The organism is Novosphingobium guangzhouense (assembly GCF_002896965.1).
Taxonomy (GTDB): Bacteria; Pseudomonadota; Alphaproteobacteria; order Sphingomonadales; family Sphingomonadaceae; genus Novosphingobium; species Novosphingobium guangzhouense.
This window is the reverse complement of sequence record NZ_LYMM01000040.1, coordinates 16,723-40,709: the sequence shown is the minus strand read 5'-3', so window position 1 is coordinate 40,709 and position 23,987 is coordinate 16,723. Positions and strand designations below refer to the sequence as shown.

The window sequence follows — 23,987 nt, the reverse complement described above, 5'->3', positions numbered from 1 at the left end:
AAGAACTGCCCTGTGGCTCTCTGTGATCCCTTCTAAACGCGGGTTGTCGCTAAGGTGTGCCGGGACAGGCGTTTATTGTCGTGAATTGTCACAAGTAGGGCGAGGTGTTCATCCGATCGCAAACTGGCGCAATCAGCGCGGGCGGCCCTCAGTACCCATGCCCGCCGTTACAAAAAGCGCGCTGGCGGGCTGCGAGACATCGGCGGTGTGCCACACGCCCGCCGGGTTCACGATGTACTGGCCGGGCTGCAATGTCTCGCAATGCAGGCGGCCATCGGGGAATTCCTGGATCAGCGTGATTTCGCCTGAAAGGCACACGACCAGTTCGTCGCCCTCCGGGTGCATTTCCCAGGAATCCCAGCTGACGGAGAAATCGAACAGGCTGACAAGGCGGCCTTCCTTGCCGTCCGCCGCCGTTCGCGCGGCATAGGCGGCATACCAGTCCATGCCGGTGAAGGCAGGCTGATCCACGACCTTCGCACCAAGGCCAAGGTGGACCGGATGGGTGCGAAGGTCGTGTGCGCTCATGTCAGAAGGGCCGGGTCAGAGCGGTTGGCACTGCGCCTCGAGCCAGGCCAGCGCCTCGCCCTCAAGCTGCGGAGCCACGATTTCCCGCACCCGCGCGTGGTAATCGTTCCACCACGCGATCTCCTGCGGGGAGAGCAGCGCAGTGTCGACCAGGCGCCGTTCTATGGGCACATGGGTCAGCGTTTCGAAGCCGTAGTATTCGCCGTCGGAACCGGCGATCTCGCGCTTTTCGACAAGGATCAGGTTCTCGATCCGGATGCCGTATTCGCCCGTCTTGTAGTAACCCGGTTCGTTGGAAAGGAACATGCCGGGCAGCAGCGGCTGGTCGGTTCCCGCCTGACCGCCCGATGACTTGGCGATGCGCTGCGGCCCTTCGTGGACCGCCAGGAAGCTGCCGACGCCGTGGCCGGTGCCGTGGGCATAGTCCAGCCCGACCTGCCACAGCGCATGACGGGCCAGCACGTCCAGCTGGCTGCCTGCCGTGCCCTTGGGGAACACCGCAAGGGCCAGCGCGATGTGGCCCTTGAGCACGCGGGTGAAGCGGTCCTTCACTTCGGCAAACGGCGCATCGGGCCCGACCCAGACGGTGCGGGTGATGTCGGTGGTGCCATCCGGGTACTGCCCGCCCGAGTCCACGAGGTAGACCGAGTTGGGTTCGAGCGTGAGGCTGGTTTCCTCGGACACGCGGTAGTGCGGGCTGGCTCCGTTCGGCCCGGCGCCGGAAATCGTGTCGAACGACAGGTCGCGCAGGCTGGGATCGATGGCGCGGAAATCCTGCAGCTTTGCAGCGGCGGACAGTTCGGTGACTTCACCCTTGGGCGCTTCGAGCGCCAGCCAGTGGAGGAAGCGGGTGACGGCGGCGGCGTCACGCCCCTGCGCGGCGCGGTGTCCGGCCTGTTCCACCGGGTTCTTCACCGCCTTGGGCAGCACGGTGGGGTCGCGTTCCTCGACCAGCGTGGCGCCGGCGTCGCGAAGCTCTTCGAAGATGGCGCTGACCGCACGCTCGGGATCGACCGCGACGCGCTTGCCCGCCAGTTCGCGCAGCCCTTCGACGAAGGCGGCGCGTTCACGCACGGTGACGGCGTTGCCAAGGTGGCGGCGCACGTCGTCCGTCACTTTCTCTCCGGCGATGAACAGGTCGGCGGTGCCGTCCCTGCGGGCGATGACGTAGGACAGCGCCACCGGGGTGCGGTCCACGTCGGCGCCGCGGATGTTGAGCAGCCAGGCGATCGAATCGAGCGCGGTGATCACCGTCGCGTCAAGGTTGCGGGCGCTGAGCCATTCGGAAACGGCGGCGCGCTTGGCCTCGCTGGCCTCGCCGGTGAACTGGTCGGGGTGGACGATGGCGGGGGCGGCGGAGGGCAGCGGCTGGTCTTCCCACACCGCGTCGATCGGGTTGCCTTCCACCGCGATCAGCGCGCCGCCCTGTGCCGCCAGCGTGATTTCCACCGCCTCTGCCCACCTGGAGCCGTGCAGCCATGCATCGTAGCCGATCCGCGCGCCCTTGGGCGCATGCTGCGCCAGCCACGCCGGGACGCTGGTGGCGGGAACGCTTTCATAGGCATAGAGCCGCCCGTCCACCTGATCGCGCACCTGCAGGGTATAGCGCCCGTCCACGAACATGGCGGCGGCGGGCGAAAGGGTGGCGTCGGTCAGCACCACGGCGGTCCCGGCCGATCCGCCGAAGCCGGTCAGCCATTCCAGCCGCTGGGCATAGGCGCCCACGTATTCGCTCATATGTTCGTCGGAGATCGGGATCACGAAGCCATCAAGGCCGCGCGCCTTCAGTTCCTTGCGGAGCGCATCGAGGCGGGCTTCGTGGGTATTCATCAGCATGTCATGGGTTCCGGCTTGCGGGGGGTATTGTGCAATCATAGATGGTGCGCATGGCAGATTCCACCCCGACCCTGATCGGTCCCCCGCAAGCGGCGAAGAAGCCGCACTCCTTCACCCGCCACGGCGTCACCGTCAGCGACGATTACGCGTGGCTGCGCGATCCCGGCTATCCCGACGTGAAGGACAAGGAAGTTCTGGCGCATCTGGAGGCGGAGAACCGCTGGTTCGAATCGAAGATGGACCAGCACAAGGGCCGCATCGACGGTCTGTTCAAGGAAATGCGCGGCCGCATCAAGGAGGCCGATTCGTCGGTGCCGCAGAAGGACGGCGACTGGCTCTACTGGATCGAGTTCGAGGAAGGCGCCGAATACAAGAAGTGGTGGCGCAAGCCCGTGGCGGGCGGCGATGCCGAACTGATCCTTGACGAAGTGGCCCTGGCGGAAGGCAAGGAATACTTCCGCCTCGGCGCGATCTCGACCACGACCGACGGCAAGTTGCTGGCCTATGCCTGCGACGACAACGGTTCGGAACGCTTCACCGCGCGGATCAAGAATCTGGAAACCGGCGAACTGCTGCCTGACGAGATCCCCGGCACGCTGTCCTCGCTGGTCTGGGTGGCGCAGGACAAGGGCCTCGTCTACTCGCTGGCGAACGAGCAGTGGCGCACCGACAATGCCCGCCTGCACTGGCTGGGCCAGCCGGTGGAGGATGACGTCGAACTCTTCCATGAGGATGACGAAGGCTTTCGCGTCGGCTCCTCGCTTTCGTCGAATGAAAAGTGGCTGCTGATCGGCACCAGCGATCATGAGACCAGCGAATGCCGCATGGTTCTGGCCGACGATCCGCTGGGCGAACAGATCCTCGTCAAGCCGCGCGTCAAGGGCGTGGAATACGATGTCGATGAGCGCGACGATGTGCTCTACATCCACACGAACGACACGCACGAAAACTTCCGCCTCGCCACCGCGCCGCTTGCCAACCCCGGCGAATGGACCACGCTGATCGAGGGTACGGACGCGTTCTACCTGACGGGCATGGACCTGTTCCGGGACTTCTACGTGATAGAGGGGCGCAAGTCGGCCGGCACCGGTGCGGGCCTCGACCAGATCGAGGTGCGCTATTACGACGATCCGGCCCGCGTCGAGCCGATCTCGTTCCCGGAAGCCAGCTATTCGGCGGGCATGTCGAACAACCCCGAATGGCACATGGAAAAGCTGCGGCTGACTTACGAGTCGATGGTCGCGCCGTCCTCGGTGATGGATTACGACGTTGCCGCGCGGACGCTGGAGACACTCAAGGTCCAGGAAATCCCCTCGGGCTACGACGCTTCGCTTTACGCCACCGAGCGGCTTGAGATCCCTGCGCGGGACGGCACCGCGATCCCGGTGTCGATCGTCTACCGCAAGGACCGCGCCGAAACCGTGGGCGGTTCGGGCCCGCTGCACCTCTATGGCTACGGTGCCTATGGTATCTCGATCGATCCGGGCTTCTCCACCTCGCGCCTCAGCCTGGTCGATCGCGGCTTCGCCTATGCCATCGCGCATATCCGCGGCGGCGACGACCTTGGCCGCGCGTGGTACAAGGCGGGCAAGCTGGAGCGGCGCGAAAACGCCTTCAACGACTTTGTCGATGTGGCGAAGGGCCTGATCGAGCGCGGCTTTACCGAGGCGGGCCGGATCAGCATTTCCGGCGGATCGGCGGGCGGCGAACTGATGGGCGCGGTGATCAATTCCGATCCCGAACTGTTCGGCGCGGTGGTGGCGCACGTGCCCTTCGTGGACGTGCTCAACACCATGCTCGACGATACCCTGCCGCTGACGCCGGGCGAGTGGCCGGAATGGGGCAACCCGATCGAGGACAAGGCCGCCTTCGACCTGATCCTTGGTTACAGCCCCTACGATCAGGTCAAGGCGCAGGACTATCCGCCGCTGATGGTAACGGCGGGCCTCAACGACCCGCGCGTGACCTATTGGGAGCCGGCCAAGTGGGTGGCGCGCTTGCGCGAGGTGAAGACCGACGGCAACGAACTGCTCCTCAAGACCAACATGGGCGCAGGCCACGGCGGCAAGTCCGGCCGCTTCGAGAGCCTGAAGGAAACGGCGGAGGAATTCGCCTTCATCCTGTGGCAGCTGGGGATCAAGGGCTGATGTTCACCCTCACCTTCACCGCAAGTCCGGAGCACATCGATGTGATGGGCCACGTGAACAACGCGGTGTGGGTGCAGTGGATGGAGGCGATGGCGGGCGCGCACTGGGCCGCCGTCGCCCCGGCCGAACATCAGGCGAAGTACGCCTGGCTCGTCACCCGTCACGAGATCGACTACCGCGGTAATATCCGCGAGGGCGAAAGCGTGACGGGGGAAACCTTCATTCCCGATGGCCCGGTCGGCGCGCGGTTCGACCGGCGTGTGGATTTCCGCAACGGTGCGGGCAAGGTGATCGTGTCCGCCCGCACGACCTGGGCGATGATCGACATCGCCTCGGGTCGGCTGATGCGGGTGCCGTCGGAAGTGGCGGCGCCGTTCGTGGGGGCGAAGCAGCCTTAGCGCCGATCCCTTGGACGCTGGGTGATGATATGTTCGCGCGCGGCGCGCAGGTCGCCGCTTTCATATTGCAGGGTCAGGCGTTCCTTGTCGCTCTTGCGATAGGCCTGTTCCGCCCGGTCTATGTCGGCCAGCGCGATGTCGAGGCCCTTGAGAGCCTTGCGCGCCAGCACCACGGCCGATTCCATCACTTCGCGCGCCATCGATGTGACCGGCGAATCCTTCAGGCGCAGCAGCGCGCGGCGGTCGAACACGCGGGCGTGGATCTGCGCGTGGGGGAACGCGGTGTGCACCGCCTGCAGGAAGGCATCGGTCAGCTGGTCGCCGTCGATGCAGAAGACGATCAGTTCCGCTTCTCCCGCGCCTGCCTGGCGCAGCAGGTCGATCCGGGTGCCGTCGCCGAACCAGACTTGCGCGCCGAAGCCGCGTGCGATGTCGATCATCTCGATGTCGGTGTCGATCATCGTTACCGGAATGTCGGCGGCGATGAGGATCTGCGCCACCGTCTGCCCGAAGCGGCCATAGCCAACGACGATGGCATTGGCGCCGTCCTCGTGCGGGCCTTCGCGCTCTTCCTTCTTGCCTTCGGGCCTTTCGCGGATGCCGCGCGTCGCCATCATCAGGAACGGCGTGGTCACCATGGAAAGGGTGACGATGGCGCTGAACAGGCTGGTCGCTTCGGCACTGATGAGCAGGGCGCTGCTGGCCTGCGCGAACAGCACGAAGGCGAATTCGCCCCCCTGGCTCAGCAGCAGGCCCAGCGCCAGCGCGCTGCGCCACTCCATCCGGAAGGCAAGGCCAAGGAGGAAGATGATGCCGCCCTTCACGGCAATCAGCGCCAGCGCCATCGCGATCACGAACAGCGGACGTTCGGCGATGGCGGACAAGTCTAGCAACATGCCGACGGACATGAAGAACAGGCCCAGCAGGATCGCGCGGAACGGCTCGACATCGGCTTCAAGTTCGTGGCGATAGGGCGAATCCGCCAGCATGACGCCGGCGATGAAGGCGCCCAGCGCGGTCGACAGGCCCAGCGCCTGCATCAGTGCGCCCGATGCCATGACCGTGAACAGCGCGGCGAAGACGAACATCTCGCGTTCGCCCAGATTGCCGATCAGGCGGAACAGGGGGCGGATCGCGAAGCGGCCTGCAAGGATCAGGCCGACGATTGCGGCGATCGTCTCCAGCCCCAGCACCCATCCCGGCGGCCCGGAAGGCAGCGCGGGGTTGCGGTTCATGGCCGCGATGATGGTGATGAGCGGGATGATCGACAGGTCCTGGAACAGCAGGATCGCGAAGGATCGCTCGCCGAACGGCGTGTGCAGGCGGCCCGCGCTCTGCAGCATCGGCAGAACCTGCGCAGTGGAGGACAGCCCAAGCGGCAGCCCCAGCGCCAGCGATGCTTCGAGGCTGAAGCCGGTGAAGAAATAGATCACGCCCGAAACGGCCAGTCCGCACAGCACCACTTGCAGCAGGCCCAGCCCGAAAATCTCGTGGCGCATCTTCCACAGGCGGGCGGGCGCCAGTTCAAGGCCGACGATGAACAGCAGCAGGGTGATGCCCAGCTCCGCGATCCCCATCTTGCTTTCGGGATCGCCGACAAGGTTGAGGATGTAGGGGCCCAGCACCGCGCCGGTGGTCAGGAAACCCAGCGTGGCACCGATGCCAAGCCGCCGGAACAGCAGGACAAAGCCTAGCGCGGTGCCCAGCAGCAGGAAACCGTCGCGCAGCAGGAATGCCTGGGCATGTTCTTCCATCGGGGCCTTTCGGGAATTTCGTGTGTGTGGGGGCAGGTGCGCCTGTCTTAGCGGGCGGCAGCGTTTTTGGCCAACCATACGATGGTGGGGGCGCCGCCACCACTCAAGGCCCCGTCAGCGCGGCAGTATGCCCTGGCAAACGTAGCGGATGACAAGGCCGTCCTCGTTGTCCCAGCGCACCCGCTGCGCCGTGCCCGGAGTGGCCGAACCGCCCAGCGTCGCGCCGTTGGCGCCGATCATCTGCCATTGCTCCACACGCGTGGTGCCGGTGGCGCAGTTCACGCTGCGCAGCATGAACTGCATGGTGCCGCGCGGCAGCGCGCCCCGGTTTTTCGTCAGCACGTCCAGTTCGCGAAAGCTGCGGCCCAGTCCGCCCGCCTTCATGCTGGCCGCATCGACGCGGACGCTGCGGCCCACGGCGGTTTCGACCTCCTGCGTGAACACCCGGACCCAGCTGCCGCTGGTGGTGGTAAGCACAGGCGCGGCGGCCATCGCCGCCACCGGAATGCCCGCCATGACCAGCGCGGCGATACGCCTCAAAGCGGGTTTCCGTTCTCGTCGCGGTAGATATCGCGGCGGCCGACGTGATTGGCGGGGCCGACATAGCCGTCCTGCTCCATGCGCTCCACCCACTTGGCGGCGGTGTTGTAGCCCACGCCCATCTGGCGCTGCAGCCAGGACACGGAGACTTTCTGGTTTTCGAACACCAGCTGGCAGACCTGCCGGTACTTGCGTTCGTCCGGGGCATCCGACGCGGTGGCGTCAAGGTCGTCGAAGCCGAAGCTGCCTTCCTCGGGTTCGTTGGTGACGGCATCGACGTAGTCGGGCTTGCCCTGCGAACGCCAGTAAGTGGCCACGTGTTCGACTTCCTCGTCGGAAACGAAGGGGCCGTGGACGCGCTTGATCGGGTCGGAACTGGGCTTGTAGAGCATGTCGCCCTTGCCCAGCAGCTGTTCGGCGCCCTGTTCGCCAAGGATCGTGCGGCTGTCGATACGGCTGGTGACGGCGAAGGACACGCGGGTCGGCAGGTTGGCCTTGATGACGCCGGTGATGACGTCGACCGAGGGGCGTTGCGTTGCCATGATCAGGTGGATGCCTGCCGCGCGGCTCTTTTGCGAGAGGCGCTGGATCAGCACTTCGATTTCCTTGCCGACGGTGACCATGAGGTCGGCCAGTTCGTCGACGATAAGGACGATCTGGGGCAGCACTTCATAGTCGAGCTGGCGGTCCTCATACAGTTCCTCGCCCGTTTCGGGGTCGAAGCCGATCTGGATGCGGCGGCCCAGCGGCTTGCCCTTGGCGGCAGCGGTACGGACCTTTTCATTGAAGCTGGCAAGGTTGCGGACCGAAATCTCGCTCATCTGGCGATAGCGACGTTCCATTTCCTCGACCGCCCACTTGAGCGCGCGGATCGCCTTGGGCGGTTCGGTGACCACCGGCGAGAGCAGATGCGGGATATCGTCGTAGCTCTTGAGTTCGAGAACCTTGGGATCGACGAGGATCAGGCGGCACTGAGCGGGGGTCAAACGATACAGCAGCGACAGCAGGATCGCGTTGAGGCCGACCGACTTGCCCGAACCCGTCGTACCCGCGACAAGCAGGTGGGGCATCGTTGCAAGGTCGGCCACCACCGGCTCGCCCGCGATGTCCTTGCCCAGAATGATCGGCAGCATGCCCTTGTGATGGGCGAACGCTTCGGAGGCGACCATCTCCTTGAACGATACCATCTGGCGATCGGCGTTGGGCAGTTCGATGCCCATGACCGTGCGGCCGGGGATCGAGGATACGCGGGCCGAAATCGCGGACATGTTGCGGGCGATGTCGTCGGCCAGACCGATCACGCGGCTGGCCTTGATGCCGGGGGCGGGCTCAAGTTCGTACATGGTGACGACCGGACCGGTGCGCACCGCGGTGATTTCGCCCTTGACGTTGAAGTCGTCGAGCACGGTTTCCAGCAGGCGCGCGTTGCGTTCGAGGCTGAGCTTGTCGATCTTGGGCTGCGAGTTGGGGGCGGGGTCGGCCAGCAGGTCGAGACTGGGCAGTTCGTACTTGTCGAACATGTCCTTCTGGCGGCTTTCCGATCCGAACTGCGCGGGGATCGGCGCGGCCTTGGGGGCGCTGATCTCGGGCGCCTTGCGGGCTGGGGCAGAGGCGGCGCCAGAGGCGGAGGGCGCCATTTCCGCCACGCGCATCGGCGCTTCAGCCTTTTCCGGCTTTTCCGCGCGTTCGGCCTTTGGTTCGCGGTCCTTGGCCGACTTGAACGGCAGGTCATCGGCCGAGGGGAGGGAGATCGGCAGGCGGCCGATGCGGCCGGGCAGGGTCAGCAGGCGGCCCCAGTCGAACGCGAAGACGCGGCCCGCCAGCACCAGTCCAAGACCGAGGCAGACGACGGCAAGCGCGAACTTGATCCAGCTGTGCGCGGCTTCGGGCGCAAGTCCTGCCAGGGCGGTGATCGCCTTGGCGCCCAGCAACCCGGAAATGCCGCCCATCGATGCGGGCAGGCTGCCGCCCGGCTTGGTGAACCACAAAGAGAGCACCGTCGCGATCAGCAGCATCGACAGGGCCAGCACGCCCACCGGCACCCACCAGCGCTGGTCGCTGTGCTCCACTTCGCCGTCGTCCTCTTCCACCAGCAGCCACAGCTTGCGGCCGAAGACGTAGAGCAGCGGCACGAATAGCGCGGAAACCGGGCCGAACAGGAACAGCGCCCGCTCCGCCGTCCACGCGCCGGTGGCGCCCATCCAGTTCTGCACGTCGCCGCCCGCCGCAGTGGAGGTGGACGGGTCGGTCTGGTGGTAGCTCACCAGCGAAAGGGCAAGGAACACCATGCCCGCAAAGAGCACCAGCGCGCCGGACAGTTCTCCGGCACGGCGCAGAGAGCGCTTGAGTACGGCGCGCCAGTCCGGCTTGGCGATACGCCGACCGGGCGCGATGGGGCGGGTGGCCATTAAAATTTCCCTCGGGGTTTCCGGGGGCGATTATGCGTTCGCGGGGGACTCCGCGTCAAGAATGGACCGGGAACAGGGCTGTGGAGGCCGGGGTGAGCGGCCCCCACCAGCCGCGTCGGTTCAGTTCACCGCCTCGCGCGCTTCGAACGCCACGCCGGGCAGGTCGGGCGACTTGCGCCAGTCCGCCAGCATGTCGCGCCAGGCGTCCCAGCCGGGCAGGTAGCCCTTGAACAAGGCCCACTTGAGTTCCTTGTCGCCTTCGTTGTTGAAGTAGCTGGGCGTACAGCCCTGCTGGAATTCGGACATGTCGACTTCGTTTTCGCGGCAATGCGCAACATAGCCTGCGACGCCCTCTGCCGTGGCGCAGAACTTGTCTGCGCCGCGCCGGATCGTTTCGCCGATCATGAAGGCAAGGTGTTCGGCCTGCCGCCCGAACTGCTCTGTCGTACTGGAGTTGGTGGCGCCCTGGATATAGCCCATGTAGAACATGCCGGGGAACTTGTCGGTCGTAACGCCGTGCAGTGTGGCCGGGCCGTTCTCCCAGTGGTCGTATATCGACAGGCCGTTTTCGCCCTCCACCGTGGCGATGCCCCAGCGGCGCCTGAGGTCCGAAGTCACCTCGAAGCCCGAGGCGAAGATCATCAGGTCGACTTCGTATTCCACGCCGTCGGCCACGAAGCCCTTTTCGGTCATGCGTTCCACCCCTTGCGTGGACGAGACGTCGATGAGCGTGACGTTGGGCTGGTTGAAGGTGGGGTAGTATTCGTTGTTCGACAGCGGACGCTTGCACATGAAGCGGAACCACGGCTTGAGGCTTTCCGCCGTTTCCCTGTCTTCCACGATCGCATCGACGCGGCGGCGCAGGCGTTCCATCACCTGGAAATCGACGACATCGCGCCGGGCCATGATCTGCCCGATGTCGAGCGCGGGGAAGCCGTCCGCCTCCAGTTCCAGATTGAGGTTGCGGCTGATCTCGGTCCAGATATCGCAGATCTGGTCGGGTTCGCCGGGCAGGAAGAACTGCTGCGCGCCCCGGTGGAAGTTCGCCATGCGCTCCTGCTGCCAGCCCGGCTGCAGCGAGGCCGCCCAGTCCGGGTCGGTCGGCGGGTTGGGCCGTTCGTCGATGTTCGACGGGGTGCGCTGCAGGACGTAGAGCTGCTTCGCGTACTTGCCAAGGTACGGCACGGCCTGAACCGAAGTGGCGCCGGTGCCGACGATGGCGACACGCTTGTCCTTCAGCTTTTCCAGCACCGGCGCGGTCCACGAACCGCCGGTAAAGTCATGCTCCCAGCGGCTGGTGTGGAACATCTTGCCCTTGAAATCGTGGATGCCGGGAATGCCGGGCAGCTTGGGCATGTTCATCACGCCGCCCGCCATGACCACGAAGCGTGCGCGAATGTCGTCGCCGCGATTGGTCCTGACATGCCAGCGCTTCAGCCCTTCATCCCAGGTGATGCCTTCGACCAGCGTGTGGAACAGCGCCTTGTCGGCAAGGTCGAAATCCTCGGCCATCTTCTGGCAATAGGCCTGGATTTCCCAGCCGTCGGAGAATTTCTTCGACGGCATGAACCCGGTTTCTTCCAGCAGCGGCAGGTAGCAGTAGGCGTCATTGTCGCACTGCACGCCGGGGTAGCGGTTCCAGTACCATACGCCGCCGAAACCGCCCGCGTGATCGATGTTGCGCACGTTCGTCACACCCTGCTGGCGCAAGTGATAGCCCGCCAGAATGCCGGAGAACCCCGCGCCCAGGATCGCCACGTCGATATCCTCCACCAGCGGCGCGCGTTCGGCCACCGGGGTGAAGGGATCATGCGCGTAGTTATCGGAAAAGTCGCCGGTGGGACGCACGTACTGCTCGCCCCCTTCGCGGCGCAGGCGCTTGTCGCGCTCGGCCAGATACTTTGCCTTGAGCGCCGGGATATCGAGTTCCTCGGGCGCAGGCACGTCGGTCTTGAGGCAGGTCATTTCGAATCCCATTCGTTCGAGGCGCTGATCTTGTGAGCGGTGGTGGATCGCACTGGATATGTTGTCAACAGTGTTGTTGATTAGTGCGCCTCAGCGATTTCGGAACGCGCCATGGCGAAGCTGTAGCCGATGTGATCGACATGGCCGTGGAGCCCGAAATCCAGCACTTCGCCCTTTTCATGGAAGGCCGGCGACGCGGCGGCGACATCCTCGATCGTCCAGCGCGGGCGGTAAACACCGCGGGTTTCGGCCACGAACATGCGGGCCACGCGCCCTGCCATCGATGCGATCATCTCTCCGGTCACGTCGCAGCTTTCGTGGGCCAGCCAGCCGACCACCGGAGCGACCAGTTCGGGCTCCATCGGCGGGTACTGCGAGATATCGAGCCCTTCGGCCATGCGGGTGACGGCGCCGGGAACGATGACGTTGCATCTGACGCCGTGCTCCTCGCCCTCAAGCGCGGCGATGTTGTTGAGGCCCAGCATCCCCGCCTTGGACATGCCGTAATTGACGCAGGTGGCGTTGCCGTAAAGTCCGCCGACCGAACTGGTCAGCACGATGCGGCCATAGTTCGCATCGCACATCGGCCCGAACGCGGCCTGAACGACGTGGAATGCGCCCAGCAGGTGGACGTCCAGTACGGAGCGGAAATCGTCATACGAAAGGTCGCGGATCGCGCCGTAGCGCACGTTGCCCGCGTTATGGATCAGCACGTCGATGCGGCCCCATGCGTCGAGCGCGGCCTGAACGATGGCGCGGCCGCCTTCGGGCGTGGCGACCGTGTCGGCATTGGCGATCGCCTCTCCGCCCGCGGCGACGATTTCGTCCACCACGCTCTGCGCCACGCTTGTATCCGGTCCGTCGCCCCGGATCGCGCCGCCAAGATCGTTGACGACGACCTTGCAGCCGCGCTCGGCCAGCAGCAGGGCATAAGAGCGGCCAAGGCCCCGGCCGCCTCCGGTGACCACCGCGACGCGGCCGTCGAAACGCAGTTCAGGCGTGGGCATGGTGTGGGCGTCCTCTCTCGGGCGAGCGCCCGCGCCGGAAAAACGGCGGCATTCTGTGCTCGGCGTTCCGGTCTGGGCGCGTCTCAACTGGTTATCGGTCAGGCGGACGAATATCTGCACGCGGCCCGGCTTGGCAACGCCGGGCACGTCGCTCGGGCGATGCCGTGATCCGGGCCGTGATCCGGACGCACATCGCGTTGCACCTGCCCGCGCCCGCCTATACCGTCCGGCAAAAGACCCGGCTCCGCGCTGGGGGAGAGGAATGTATACATGCTTGAAGCCGCAGGCCGGAATGCCAATGCGATAGCCGCCAGGCCGGGGGAGGGCTGGGGCCTTCATCGCATGACCCCCGCAAGCCGCCTCAACGGCGCCAACGGCATCCGAACCGGCGCGGACGGGCGCATCTACGTGGCGCAAGTTGCGGGCAGCAAGGTCAGCGCGATCGACGTGGACAGCGGCGCGATCGAGACGATCAGCCCCAACGGCGGCGGCATTGTCGGTCCGGACGATCTTGCCTTCGACGAAGCGGGCAACCTCTACTGCACCGAAATCACCAAGGGGCGCGTCTCGATGATGACGCCTTCGGGCGATTATCGCGTGATCCACGGCGACATTCCGGTGGCGAACCCGATCACCTACCATCAGGGCCGCCTGATCGCGGGCGAACTGCGCATCGGCGGACGGATCATGGAATTGGACCGCAACGGCGGGCCCCCGCGCGTCATCTTCGAAGGGGTGCCGATGGCCAATGCCTTCGAAGTCGGCCCCGACGGCAAGCTCTATTTCCCGGCGCAGGGCGCGAACGAGATCTGGCGCATCGGCCTTGACGGCGGTGAACCGGAAGTCGTGGCGAAGGATCTTGGCGTGCCGGATTCGGTGAAGTTCCACCCCGATGGCTCGATCATCTCCACGCAGGTCTATTCGGGGCAAGTGCTGAAGATCGACCCGCGCACCGGTACGAAGACGGTGCTGGCCGACATCGGACCGGGGCTGGACAACGTGGCCTTCGTGAACGGGCGCACATTCGTCAGCCACATCAACGGCTCGATCACCGAAATCGTCGCGCCGGGGCAGACGCGGCCGCTGGTGGAGAAGGGGCTGCAGTGGCCGCTTGGCCTGGCCGTCGATGCGCATGGCCATGTGCTGGTGGCGGATGGCGGCTTCACGTACCTGCTGCGTCCCGGTGAGCCGCTGCAACTGGCGGGTATGCTGTTCTCTCCCGGCTTCCCCGGCTGGGTGCGCGATGTGGCGGCCTCCGGCCCTGACGAATGGATCGTCACCACCGCCAATGGCGATGTCGCCCGCTGGAACCCGGCCGCCGCGACAAGCGAAGTGCTGGCCGGCGGCTACGACAGGCTGATGGGCGTGGCCGTGGCACCGGGCGGAGTGGTCTTCGCGGAGTTCGGCACCGGCAAGGTCCATGCGGTGGAGGGGGGCACCCTTGCCGAACTCGCTGCCGGGCTGGATCGGCCGATGGGCGTTGCGGTGTCCGGCGATGGCACCGTCTACGTGGCGGAAAGCGGCGCGGGGCGCGTGGTGAAGCTGGTCGGCGGTCGCAAGGAGGTGGTGCTTGACGGGCTCTCCCGGCCGGAAGGGCTGGCGATAGCGGGAGGCACGATCTTCGTTGCCGATCCGGGGGGCAATGCGCTGGTCTGCTGCGATCTTGCGGGTGGCGGGCGTGAAGTTGTGGCCAGTGATCTGCCGATGGGCGGGCCGGGCGGCCTGCAACCCGTGCAGCTTGGCGGCGTGGGGGACATGTGCGGGCCGATGAACACGTTCACCGGGGTTGCCGTGGCGCCTGACGGCACCGTCTACCTCTCCGCCGACGCCGAGGGCAGCGTGCTTGCCTTCCGCCGCCTTTAGCCGCCGTCTCTGAAGGAGCCTTGTCGATGCTCAAGCAGATCTGCTTTTTCCGCAAGCGTGCGGACATGACCATGGACGAATTCATGGACTACTACGAAAACCAGCATTCGCAGCTGGCGAAGAAGTCCGGCGCCAAGCCCGCGATCCCCAATGCGGTGCGCTATGTGCGGCGCTATCTGGTGCCGGAAAGGAACCCGATCACCGGGCAGATCCACGATCCGGGCTATGACTGCATCATGGAAATCTGGTGGAACAGCCGCGAGGATTTCGAGCGTTCGCAAGCGATCATCGCCTCGCCAGAGCGTCTGCCGATGACCCGCGCGGATGAGGAAAGGCTGTTCGCGAGCCACGACAATCCGGTCGTGACCTGCATCGAATACGATTCGCCGATGGGCCCGAACGGCGAGGCCACGCATGTGGACCTGCGGTACGGGAACTGAGATGCACGCCCCCGCATCCCCTACCGCCCGCGATGAATGGCGCGCGCATCCGCTGCTGCCGGTGGCGGCGGGGCTGGGCTATGCCACCAGCGTGATCCACATCTACGGCGTCGGCCCGTTCTACGGCCCCGTGGCGGCGGAGTTCGGCTGGAGCCGCACCGAAGTCACCTTCGGGCTTACGCTGGCGACTTTGGTGCAGGCGGTGGGGGGCGTGTTCATCGGCCTTGCCGTCGACCGCTTCGGCCCGCGCCGGTTCGGGGTTGCCGGGCTGGTGCTGCTGGGGATCGCCTTTGCTTTGCTGGGAAGCGCCAACGGATCGTTGCTCAACTGGTATCTGCTCTGGGGCCTCATCGCGCTGGCGGCGCTGCCGGTGCAGGCTTCGGTGTGGACGAGCGCGGTCGCATCGCGCTTCACGGTATCGCGGGGCATGGCCTTCGCGGTGACCTTGTGCGGAGCCTCGATCGCGGCGGGCGTGTTCCCGCCGATGGCGACATGGCTGATCGGTACTTTCGGGTGGCGGGGCGCATTCCCGATGCAGGCGGCGATCTGGCTGGGCGTGGCCTTCCCGGTGATCTTCGCCTTCTTCCACGGCCGCTACGACAAGGGGCGCAAGCAGCAGGCCGAGGACGCCGCCGCGCGCCCCGCCGACCTGCCGGGCGCATCCCTGCGCGAAGGGCTGACGTCCAGCGTCTATCACCGCCTGTTCGTTGCCAGTCTGCTGTTCACCTTCACCGTGATCGCGCTGGTGGTGCACTTCACCGCGATCCTTGGAGATGCCGGGGCAAGCCCGATGACGGCGGCCGCGATCGCATCGTTCGTCGGCTGGTTCTCGCTTGCTGGGCGGCTGGGGACAGGCGCGCTGCTTGACCGCCTGCCGGCTTCGCTGGTGGGGGCGGCGGTATTCATGCTGCCGGTGCTGGGGTGCCTGCTGCTTTTGCTCGGCGGGGGTTCTCTGGCGGCGATGGGGGCGGCCTCGGCGCTGATCGGGCTGACGCTGGGGGCGGAGATCGACGTGGTCGTCTACCTTCTCACCCGCCACTTCGGGCTGCGCAACTTCGGCGGGCTTTACGGCGGGCTGCTGGCGGCGCTGTCGATCGGCACCGCGATCGGGCCGCTTGCCGCCGCGCAGTTCTATGACCGGACCGGAAGCTATGGCGGATTCCTGTGGCTGGCGCTGGCCTTCATGGCGGCAAGCAGTGTGGCGATCGGTACGCTGCCACGCGGCAAGGAAGCCTACGCCGCACACTGAAGGCCAAACACTGAAGGAACGCCCCGGCGGTTTGCCCAGTCATGCCGATAATGAGATAACGGCCGCAAACCCGAACAAGCAGGAACGAGGATATCCATGGGCGAAATCGGCAAGATCGTTCAGGCGCCCGAGGAACTGGTCGCCCCGGTCAACGTGCCCGCCGAGGCTTACGTCTCCCCCGAATACGCGCGTGCAGAGGTGGACCGCCTTTGGCGCAAGGTCTGGCTTCAGGCGGGCCGGGTAGAGGATATTCCCGAGGTGGGCGATTTCATCACCTTCGATATCGTCGATGATTCGGTGGTCATCGTTCGGGCCTCGGAAACGCAAATCCACGCATTCCACAACGTCTGCCCGCACCGGGGACGCAAGCTGGTGGACGTGCCGCCGGGCCAGCGCAATGCGCGGGGCAACCGGCGCACGCTGATCTGCGGCTACCACGGCTGGACCTTCGATCTCGACGGCGCGAACACTTATGTCGAGCACCGGGACGACTGGCAGGGGCACTTGTGCGCGGGCCGCGCCGATCTGGGCAAGGTGCGGGTGGAGACATGGGGCGGCTGGCTGTGGGTCACCCTTGATCCGCAGGCGATGCCGCTGGCCGAATATCTCAATCCGGCGGCGACGATGCTGGATCCCTACGGCCTTCAGAACATGCGTCCGCGCTGGCGCAAGTGGGTGGTGTTCGAATGCAACTGGAAGGTGGCGATGGAGGCGTTCTGTGAAACGTACCACGTTTCCACCACGCACCCGGAATTCATGGAATTCGGCCAGTTCCGCGGCTGGGCCCGCAATCAGGGGCTGCATTCCAACATCGGCTATGAAGCGCCCAAGGGCCAGGAAGAGGATTCGGGCAAGCTGCGTCTGGGCGCAGGCGAAGACCCGCGCATGACCACGGCGGACATGCAGAATTTTACCTGGGCCAATGCCAATACCAACACCACGATGACGCTGGTGGGGGTGGCCAACCGCCTCAAGGACGAACTGCCCGAAGGCACCCCGGCGGCGGAAGTGTCCAAGTACTGGATCCAGACCGCCAAGGCGGAAGATGCGGCGCGCGGCGTGGTCTGGGCGCAGGTCGATCCGCTTCACACCGCGCAGGCGGGCACGGCCTGGCAGATCTTCCCGAACTTCCAGATCGGCCACGCGGTCAACAACATGCTCTGCTATCAGGCGCGGCCCTATGGCACCGATCCGGACAAGTGCATCTTCGAGGCTGCCGTCTACGAACTGTGGCCCGAAGGCGAAGCGCCGCAGACCGAATGGGAATATACCGAACCTGCAGACTGGCCGCCGGTGCTGCAGCAGGATTTCGCCAACATGGCGGCGGTGCAGCAGGGCATGAAGAATGTGGGATTCCGGGGCGCGCAGCCCAATCCCTACATGGAACGCTCCGTCGCATCGCTGCACATGAACCTTGCGAAGTTCATGGGGACGGGGGCACCGAAGACTTACTGAAGTGCAGTTCCCCCTTGTCCATGTCAGCTGGGCATTGGCCGACAACACGCAGCGTCCGGCCTGCGATGCGTTCTTACGCGACGTGTTCGGAGCTGAGGCCGCTTACGAAATCCTTGTGACGCCCGAAACAGAGGCGCTGGGGCTGGATCGTGAGGAATCGCTGATGATGATCGGCGATACCATGGTGATCCCGATCGCCCCTGCGGGCCGGGGCGCGCAGGCGGGCAACCCACTGGGCGACATGCTGCGCCGTTCGGCAGGCGCAGCGCGCTGGATCGGGCTGGCGCTGAAGGTCGCGGACCTTGCAGCAGCGGATGCGTGGTTCGCCGGGCGCGGGTTCCGCCGGTTCTACGATCCCGGCATGGAGGCGCACTACTTTCTTGTGCCTCGCAGCGAGATGCTGGGAATGCGGCTTGAGATCGTGAAGCAGGACATGCCCAACGATCCGCGCCGCGATCCGGCATGGCGGCCTGCCGGTGGTGCTGGGGGATACGGGCCGCTGGGGATAGAGGGGCTGCAGGCTGTAGGCGTCAGCACCCCATCGCTGGCGCAGGCGCGCGCGCTCTTTGCAGACAGGCTGGAATGGCCCGATCTGGGAGAACGCGAATTGGCCGATGCCTGCTGCGCGGCTTTCGCGATGGGCGATACGGTGCTGGAAGCGCTGGAGGGGGCGCCCGGTTCTCCCGTGGCCTGCCATGCGCAGGATATCGGGGGCATCTGCCATCTCGTCTTCAAGGTGCGCGATGCGGCGGCGGCAATGGCATGTCTGCGCGGGCAGGGGCTGCCGCTGGTCGGTACGCAGGATACGCGCTTTGCCGTCCATCCCGATGCCGCGCATGGACGGCTGATCTGGCTGACGGGGCAGACGCCGCCGGGCTATCCGGCGCCGGGGTCGCGGCTTGGGAGAGGCATCGTGGCGCAGCCCTGACCGATGCGGGCTGCGATGGGGCGGAGCTTATCAGGCGGCTTTCCTACAGTCGGGCCGCTGGGATACGATCCACCCATGCCCGTTCCGCCCACGCCCGTCGCGGCCGCCCCATGGCCCGCAAGGTTACACTGCAAGGTTACACTTTCGCCTTGCAAGGTGACACTTCGGCAGCCGGATGTGTCACCTTATGCTGCCAAGGTGACACTTTTGGCCCTCAAGGTGACACCTTTTCACTCTGGACCGTGTAAACAGTGTAAACCCCTGTCACCTTGCGGCGGGGGGGGCAGTGTCACTTCGCCGGTTCGATCCGCGCCAACTTGCGCACCGAGCGCGCGGTCTGGACCACGAACAGGCCGATCAGCACCACGCCTACGCTGCCCACGAACCAGTCGAACCCGGTCATCGCCTCCATGTCGCGCTGCTTGTCACCCAGCACCAGCATCGCGAATGTCAGCGTGATGAGGATCAGGCGCAGTTCGGTCGGCCCGGCGTTGAGGTATGAAAGGCGCATCTCGCCCAGCACGCGCACCGCCAGGAAAGCGTGGATGCACAGCAGCAGATACCCCACCATCGCGATCAGCGAGACTTCAAGCCGTACATAGGGGCTGACGCCAATGCCGAGCAGGATCAGGAAGGTCGCGATGCCATCGCAGCTATGGTCAAGGAAATAGCCGTAGCGGGGGCGCTCGATATGACGGAACCGGGCAAGGCTGCCGTCCATGGAATCGCCGAACCAGTGCAGCAGGTAGCCCGGAATGCACAGCCACAGCCAGTCTTCGTCGAGCAGGCTGGTAGCATATCCGGCGAAGATCAGGACCGCGCCGACCATGCCAAGGCCGGTCAGAAGATCGGGCTTCACCCAGGCGGGCATCCGCGCGCAAAGCCAGTCGAGCAGCCGCCGCTCTCCGATGGCGAGAAGGTTGCGCTGGATTCGGGCGGGGGGCGCAATACGATTTTCCTGCATGGGGCCTTATTGTGACAAGCTGAAGGCTTGGCAAGGCCAACTGCCGCCGCGATGCGGCAGCCCGTCGCGTAAGGGGCGGTTATGCCCCGATCAGATGCACTGCAATTTCTCGGCGATGCGGTTTTTGCCGGTGTTCGGCAAGATAGATACCCTGCCAGGTGCCCAGCGCCATGCCGCCGTCGATGACCGGGATCTGCAGGTTAACGCCGGTCAGCGTTGCCTTGAGATGCGCCGGCATATCGTCCGGCCCCTCATCGTCGTGCATGTAATGCGCACCTTCCGGAGCCAGCCGGTCCAGCCATGCGGCAAGGTCCACCCGCACTTCGCGCGCGGCGTTCTCCTGAATCAGCAGCGAGGCGGAGGTATGTCGGCAAAGCAGGGTCAGCAGCCCTTCCTCGATGCCGGCCTGCGCCACCCATTCGGCCATCGCTCGCGTGATATCGGTAAAGCCGCGGCCGGGCGTATCGATGGAAAGGATGGTCGAGGCTTGTCTCATCGCGCAACGGTGCCCGTTCACGATGCCGCTTTCAACCGCGGCGCGAAAGGAAGAGGACGTCCATGGACACGAAGTTCTGCAAGGTGGCGGTCGATGGCCGGATCATGACGGTCACGATCGACCGCCCCGAAATGCGCAACGCTCTTCACGGCGAGGCGAACTTCGAACTGGGCGAGGTGTTCGACCGCTTCGAAGCCGATCCATCGCTGTGGGTGGCGATCCTGACCGGGGCAGGGGACAAGGCATTTTCCGCAGGCGCCGATCTGCGCACGCCTTTCGCCAAGGACGATCCGCGCGCCTTCAAGGGCATGCCGGTGCCTGCAACCGGGTTCGCGGGGCTGGTCTGGCGCTTTGCCCGGCGCAAACCGGTGATCGCCGCAGTCAACGGCTTCGCGCTTGGCGGCGGCTTCGAGGCGGCGCTGGCCTGCGATGTGATCGTCGCCGCTCAAGGCGCCAGCTTCGGCCTTACCGAACCCAGGGTCGGCCTTGCGGCGCTTGGCGGGGGCATCCAGCGCATCGTGCAGGAACTTGGCCCCAAGCGCGCACATGCCATGTTGCTGACAGCAAGGCGGATTTCCGCTGCGCAGGCCCACGACTGGGGCCTTGTCGCCGAAGTGGTTCCGGACGCGCAACTGATGGATTGTGCCCGTCGCTGGGCGGAAGAGATCGCAGCCTGCTCGCCCGCCTCGATCATTGCCACCAAGGCCGTGATGAAGTCTTATTACGACCTCGGCATGGAAGCCTCCAACGCCGAAATGTTCGCATTGCCAGACGTTCAGGCCATGCTTTCCGGTACGGACCCGCGCGAAGGTGGTACGGCGCTGTTTGAAAAGCGCACTCCCCTCTGGGCCGACCCGCAGTAAATGCCAAGGTCACAAGTGCCCGCGAATTAACTTCGATTAAAGGTGCTTGTGGCACAGGATCATCGAAGGAGTGCCTCGCCCAAGGAAACAAGATGCGGCACGGATCGAGGATCATCACTGCTGCCCTTCCGGTCCTGTTTCTGGCAGGCCATGCGTTCTCTATCCTGTTTGCGGGAGAGCACGGCGCGAAGGTATCGTTCGCCTGGCTGATCGCAGCCCCCGTCCTTGCCGCCGCCGCATGCTTCTATCGCGGCTGGAAGGATGGTTTCGAGGGCTGGCTTGCTGCAAGTCTGGCGATGCTGTGCTGGGCGGGGGGCATGACCTCCACGATGATAGCCACCCTGTTCTTGGACATCGTGCGCGAAGACAGGCTCAGCATGCTGCTATACGTGCTCTACGGAGTGCCGCTGATTTTCGCGCTGGCGAGCCCGTCCGATGAAAAGTGGCAGGTCCGGCTGGTCGATGCGGCACTGGCTGCGGCGTTGGGATACCTGTATTACGTCCATGTCGGAAAGCTGATCTCTCAATCCCGAACGCCGGCAGAGACGATCGGTGCGCTACAACTCATGTTCGACGTCGAGAACCTTTTCATCGCGCTTTTCGCGATCATCCGGTTCATGGTGCGAACCCGCGAACGCGCGCCATTCTTCCGGGCGATGACCGCCTATGCCGTAATTTACCTGATCAGCGCCGGTTACATCAATCACGTCCATGCCCTGACGCCTTATGGAGGCTGGAGTGATCTGGTCGTCGTGCTGCCGTTCCTGATCCTTGCATGGCATGCGATCGGCGCGCCGTATCGGAAAGGTCTGGAGCCCGCGGTATCCGCACCTGCCTGGCCCAGAATCGTTCGTGCAGGCGGGCCTCTCCTGATTCCGGTGACGTTGCTGGCGGTCTCGGTGCTGCTGGTGTCCTACGATCCGATAATCGCGATCGGCGGCTGCGTCACGGCCTCGCTCGGCTATGGCCTGCGCACGACGCTGGTGCAGTTGCGCAACTTTGAGGAGCAGGACGAGCTGGCTCGCCTGTCGCATTTTGATGCGCTCACCGGCATCGCCAACCGTCGCCGCTTTGACGAAGTGCTGGCCAGTGAATGGGCGCGACGGCGCGAGGGTGCGGAGCCGTTGGTGCTGCTGATGGTAGATATCGACCACTTCAAGCTGCTCAACGATGAATTCGGCCATGCCGTGGGCGACCAGCACTTGCGGGCCGTCGCGGCGGCCCTTTCAGGCTGTGCCCGCCGCGACAGTGACCTTGTCGCCCGCTACGGCGGAGAAGAGTTCGCGGTGATCCTTTCCGGCACCGACCCTTTCGACGCCGCTGTGATCGCCGAACGCATGAGGGCGTCGGTCGAGGCGCTCGGCCTGCCTTCGGGGGTGGGTGCGGGGGCAGGGGTCGTCACCATCAGCATCGGCATAGCCTGTGCGCATGCTCTCGATACCGAGATGGCCAGATTCGTATCGTCTGCAGACGCGGCGCTCTATGAAGCCAAGCGGAGCGGGCGCAACCGTGTCACGCGCAAAAGTACGGCCCATCTGCGGGCGGTGGATACCTTCTCGCCGTCGACAGGCGGCAGGGTGGCTTGAACCGGGCGTGGTTTGGCGGACCGCGAAAGAGAGGCGTTGACGACGCGGTTGTCGTCGTGCCACTAGGCCCTCGCCCCGGTGGCCCACTCATCGGATTATGGCATGAAGCGGCGTCGGTCGCTGAATGCGGGTGTAGCTCAATGGTAGAGCAGCAGCTTCCCAAGCTGAATACGGGGGTTCGATTCCCCTCACCCGCTCCAACGCCGAAAACTCCCGTTTACACAACCCGGCCGGAACCACGGCCATCTTCTTAGTGCGGTAACCCTGCGGTAAACGCACCCGGAACACGCAATTCGATCTCGTCGATCAGCTTCTCGGTCGCCGTGAGAGCGAGGCCGAGGTTCGCCGGGTCGGGGATCGCATAGAGGTCCGAGATGCTTGCCTTGCGGTGACCGAGCATCATCTCTCCTTGCGTCCAGTTCGCCTCGCCGATGCTGCGCCGGCAGATCGTCGAGACGCTACGGCGGATCAGCTTTTCACCTGCCTCCGCATCGCCCGGCAGGCCGATGTGAACCTTCATCGCATCCCAGGTATGCCGGATCGTGGAAACGGGCAGGTAGTTCTCGCGCCCCATCGCCTCGTCGAGCCACGGTGCGAACTGTCGGGCGACCGGGATCGCAGGCCGGTACTTCTTTGTCTGCACCCGGCCGGGTCGATTGAGGGCCAGTACGCCCGCCTCGCGGTGCCATTGCCCCTTCGCGCGCAGATCGTAGATCGCGTCAGGCCTTGCCCAGGTAGCGACGGCGGCGCGAAGGTAGCGCAGCAAGTTGGTGCGACCTTCGACAGTCAGCCTGGCCACCTTCGGCGACCATCGCTGCTTTGGCTTGGGCTCCGGGTAAAGGCAGAACCTGAACATCGCTGCGAGCATGTCGATGTCGGCCCGGTAGACCGGGGAATTGGCCAGATCCTTCACCGACCTCGCCTTGAATTGCGCCTCATGGCCTTTCATCGAATTGATGACGGCGGCAAGCTGCAGGACGCATCCCTCGATGCCGCCGGGGGAGCGATCACGAATAATCTTGCCCGCCTTGTTTCGCACCGGCTGCGCCGCCAGCCAGCGGCGGAAGCGCTCGACCCATTCGGCGCTGATCGCCGGCACGGTGATGCCGGTATCCGTGGCCGCGATATACTCGATCACCTTGGAAAGCCTCGGCTTGGTGGAGCGAACGTAGCCGGCCTGATGCTCGTTCTTCAGCATGTAGTCCGAGATCGCAGTGAGCAGCATCGGCGCTGCCTCCCCATTGGTTGCCTGTCCGCAGCGGGGGCAGTAGTGCGCGCCGCTGGCTTCGAGGTATTTGCGGTCCAGCGCTAGCCTGGCTTGTTCAAGATCGCCTGTGCGCGCGCTAGCGCTTCGTTCGCGCTTGGCGTCTTCGTCATACCAGACGATTTCCGGATGGCGGCCGGGGCGGGGGTAGAGGGAGAACTGGCCGCGTTGATAGAGCGGCTTCGGGCGTTTCGTTCTCGGCATTCGGCTTTCCTGAATTCCTGTGCTGCCTTCACGATGGCGTCATACGCGCCGCACTCTACGAGAAGGTCCATTTCCTCGGGGGACAGCTGCAT

General features: G+C 65.2%; 19 protein-coding genes and 1 tRNA gene. 10 read left to right on the top strand and 10 right to left on the bottom strand.

The window, feature by feature from the left end; all coding sequences use genetic code 11:
• Window positions 1-132: 132 nt before the first annotated feature.
• On the bottom strand, window positions 133-528 hold the full coding sequence (locus tag A8V01_RS14595) for a cupin domain-containing protein (RefSeq protein WP_103096569.1): 396 nt from the start codon (window positions 526-528) through the stop codon (window positions 133-135).
• Window positions 529-543: 15 nt separating this feature from the next.
• Window positions 544-2,364, bottom strand: coding sequence for an aminopeptidase P family protein (locus A8V01_RS14590; protein ID WP_103096568.1), 1,821 nt, complete (start codon window positions 2,362-2,364; stop codon window positions 544-546).
• A 50-nt stretch (window positions 2,365-2,414) separates the two neighbouring features.
• On the opposite strand from A8V01_RS14590, the gene A8V01_RS14585 reads away from it, so the two are divergent.
• Together A8V01_RS14585 and A8V01_RS14580 are read left to right on the top strand one after the other, a co-directional pair.
• Window positions 2,415-4,511, top strand: a complete 2,097-nt coding sequence (locus tag A8V01_RS14585; protein WP_425437327.1) for a S9 family peptidase — start codon at window positions 2,415-2,417, stop codon at window positions 4,509-4,511.
• Window positions 4,511-4,909 carry an acyl-CoA thioesterase gene (locus tag A8V01_RS14580; RefSeq protein ID WP_103096566.1) on the top strand — a complete coding sequence of 133 codons (399 nt, stop codon included), beginning with the start codon at window positions 4,511-4,513 and terminating at the stop codon, window positions 4,907-4,909. Before A8V01_RS14585 ends, A8V01_RS14580 begins: the two co-directional genes overlap by 1 nt.
• On the opposite strand, the gene A8V01_RS14575 is transcribed toward A8V01_RS14580, so the two are convergent.
• The 5 genes from A8V01_RS14575 to A8V01_RS14555 form a co-directional block, all read right to left on the bottom strand.
• Window positions 4,906-6,663, bottom strand: coding sequence for a cation:proton antiporter domain-containing protein (locus A8V01_RS14575; protein WP_103096565.1), 1,758 nt, complete (start codon window positions 6,661-6,663; stop codon window positions 4,906-4,908). The genes A8V01_RS14580 and A8V01_RS14575 overlap by 4 nt on opposite strands.
• A 114-nt stretch (window positions 6,664-6,777) precedes the next feature.
• The gene (locus A8V01_RS14570) at window positions 6,778-7,203 is read right to left on the bottom strand and encodes a hypothetical protein (protein ID WP_103096564.1); all 426 of its coding nucleotides are present in this window, start codon (window positions 7,201-7,203) and stop codon (window positions 6,778-6,780) included.
• A complete protein-coding gene (locus A8V01_RS14565; RefSeq protein ID WP_103096563.1) occupies window positions 7,200-9,611 on the bottom strand; it encodes a DNA translocase FtsK in 2,412 nt (803 codons plus the stop codon). Before A8V01_RS14565 ends, A8V01_RS14570 begins: the two co-directional genes overlap by 4 nt.
• A 120-nt stretch (window positions 9,612-9,731) precedes the next feature.
• Window positions 9,732-11,576 carry a flavin-containing monooxygenase gene (locus A8V01_RS14560; protein WP_103096750.1) on the bottom strand — a complete coding sequence of 615 codons (1,845 nt, stop codon included), beginning with the start codon at window positions 11,574-11,576 and terminating at the stop codon, window positions 9,732-9,734.
• Window positions 11,577-11,656: 80 nt separating this feature from the next.
• On the bottom strand, window positions 11,657-12,583 hold the full coding sequence (locus A8V01_RS14555; protein ID WP_103096562.1) for an SDR family NAD(P)-dependent oxidoreductase: 927 nt from the start codon (window positions 12,581-12,583) through the stop codon (window positions 11,657-11,659).
• Between the two features lie 270 nt (window positions 12,584-12,853).
• Here A8V01_RS14555 and A8V01_RS14550 point away from each other — a divergent pair, with 270 nt between their 5' ends.
• From A8V01_RS14550 to A8V01_RS14530, 5 genes are all read left to right on the top strand, one after another.
• Complete coding sequence (locus A8V01_RS14550; RefSeq protein ID WP_103096561.1) at window positions 12,854-14,446, top strand: NHL repeat-containing protein; 1,593 nt, start codon at window positions 12,854-12,856, stop codon at window positions 14,444-14,446.
• Between the two features lie 26 nt (window positions 14,447-14,472).
• On the top strand, window positions 14,473-14,886 hold the full coding sequence (locus A8V01_RS14545; RefSeq protein WP_103096560.1) for an EthD domain-containing protein: 414 nt from the start codon (window positions 14,473-14,475) through the stop codon (window positions 14,884-14,886).
• Between the two features lies 1 nt (window position 14,887).
• Complete coding sequence (locus A8V01_RS14540; protein ID WP_103096559.1) at window positions 14,888-16,135, top strand: MFS transporter; 1,248 nt, start codon at window positions 14,888-14,890, stop codon at window positions 16,133-16,135.
• A 96-nt stretch (window positions 16,136-16,231) separates the two neighbouring features.
• Entirely contained in the window at window positions 16,232-17,590 is a 1,359-nt protein-coding gene (locus tag A8V01_RS14535) for an aromatic ring-hydroxylating oxygenase subunit alpha (protein ID WP_103096558.1), read from the top strand.
• A 1-nt stretch (window position 17,591) separates the two neighbouring features.
• Window positions 17,592-18,518, top strand: coding sequence for a VOC family protein (locus A8V01_RS14530; RefSeq protein WP_103096557.1), 927 nt, complete (start codon window positions 17,592-17,594; stop codon window positions 18,516-18,518).
• Between the two features lie 289 nt (window positions 18,519-18,807).
• On the opposite strand, the gene A8V01_RS14525 is transcribed toward A8V01_RS14530, so the two are convergent.
• Together A8V01_RS14525 and A8V01_RS14520 are read right to left on the bottom strand one after the other, a co-directional pair.
• Window positions 18,808-19,482, bottom strand: coding sequence for a CDP-alcohol phosphatidyltransferase family protein (locus A8V01_RS14525; RefSeq protein WP_103096556.1), 675 nt, complete (start codon window positions 19,480-19,482; stop codon window positions 18,808-18,810).
• Window positions 19,483-19,561: 79 nt separating this feature from the next.
• A complete protein-coding gene (locus tag A8V01_RS14520; RefSeq protein WP_103096555.1) occupies window positions 19,562-19,978 on the bottom strand; it encodes a secondary thiamine-phosphate synthase enzyme YjbQ in 417 nt (138 codons plus the stop codon).
• A 62-nt stretch (window positions 19,979-20,040) separates the two neighbouring features.
• Here A8V01_RS14520 and A8V01_RS14515 point away from each other — a divergent pair, with 62 nt between their 5' ends.
• From A8V01_RS14515 to A8V01_RS14505, 3 genes are all read left to right on the top strand, one after another.
• Entirely contained in the window at window positions 20,041-20,841 is an 801-nt protein-coding gene (locus A8V01_RS14515) for an enoyl-CoA hydratase-related protein (RefSeq protein ID WP_103096554.1), read from the top strand.
• A gap of 92 nt (window positions 20,842-20,933) precedes the next feature.
• Window positions 20,934-22,427 (top strand): GGDEF domain-containing protein, encoded by a 1,494-nt coding sequence (locus A8V01_RS14510; protein WP_103096553.1) that lies wholly within the window; start codon window positions 20,934-20,936, stop codon window positions 22,425-22,427.
• A gap of 126 nt (window positions 22,428-22,553) precedes the next feature.
• Window positions 22,554-22,627: transfer RNA gene (locus A8V01_RS14505), tRNA-Gly, on the top strand.
• Between the two features lie 50 nt (window positions 22,628-22,677).
• On the opposite strand, the gene A8V01_RS14500 is transcribed toward A8V01_RS14505, so the two are convergent.
• On the bottom strand, window positions 22,678-23,895 hold the full coding sequence (locus tag A8V01_RS14500) for a hypothetical protein (RefSeq protein WP_103096552.1): 1,218 nt from the start codon (window positions 23,893-23,895) through the stop codon (window positions 22,678-22,680).
• Window positions 23,896-23,987: the final 92 nt, after the last annotated feature.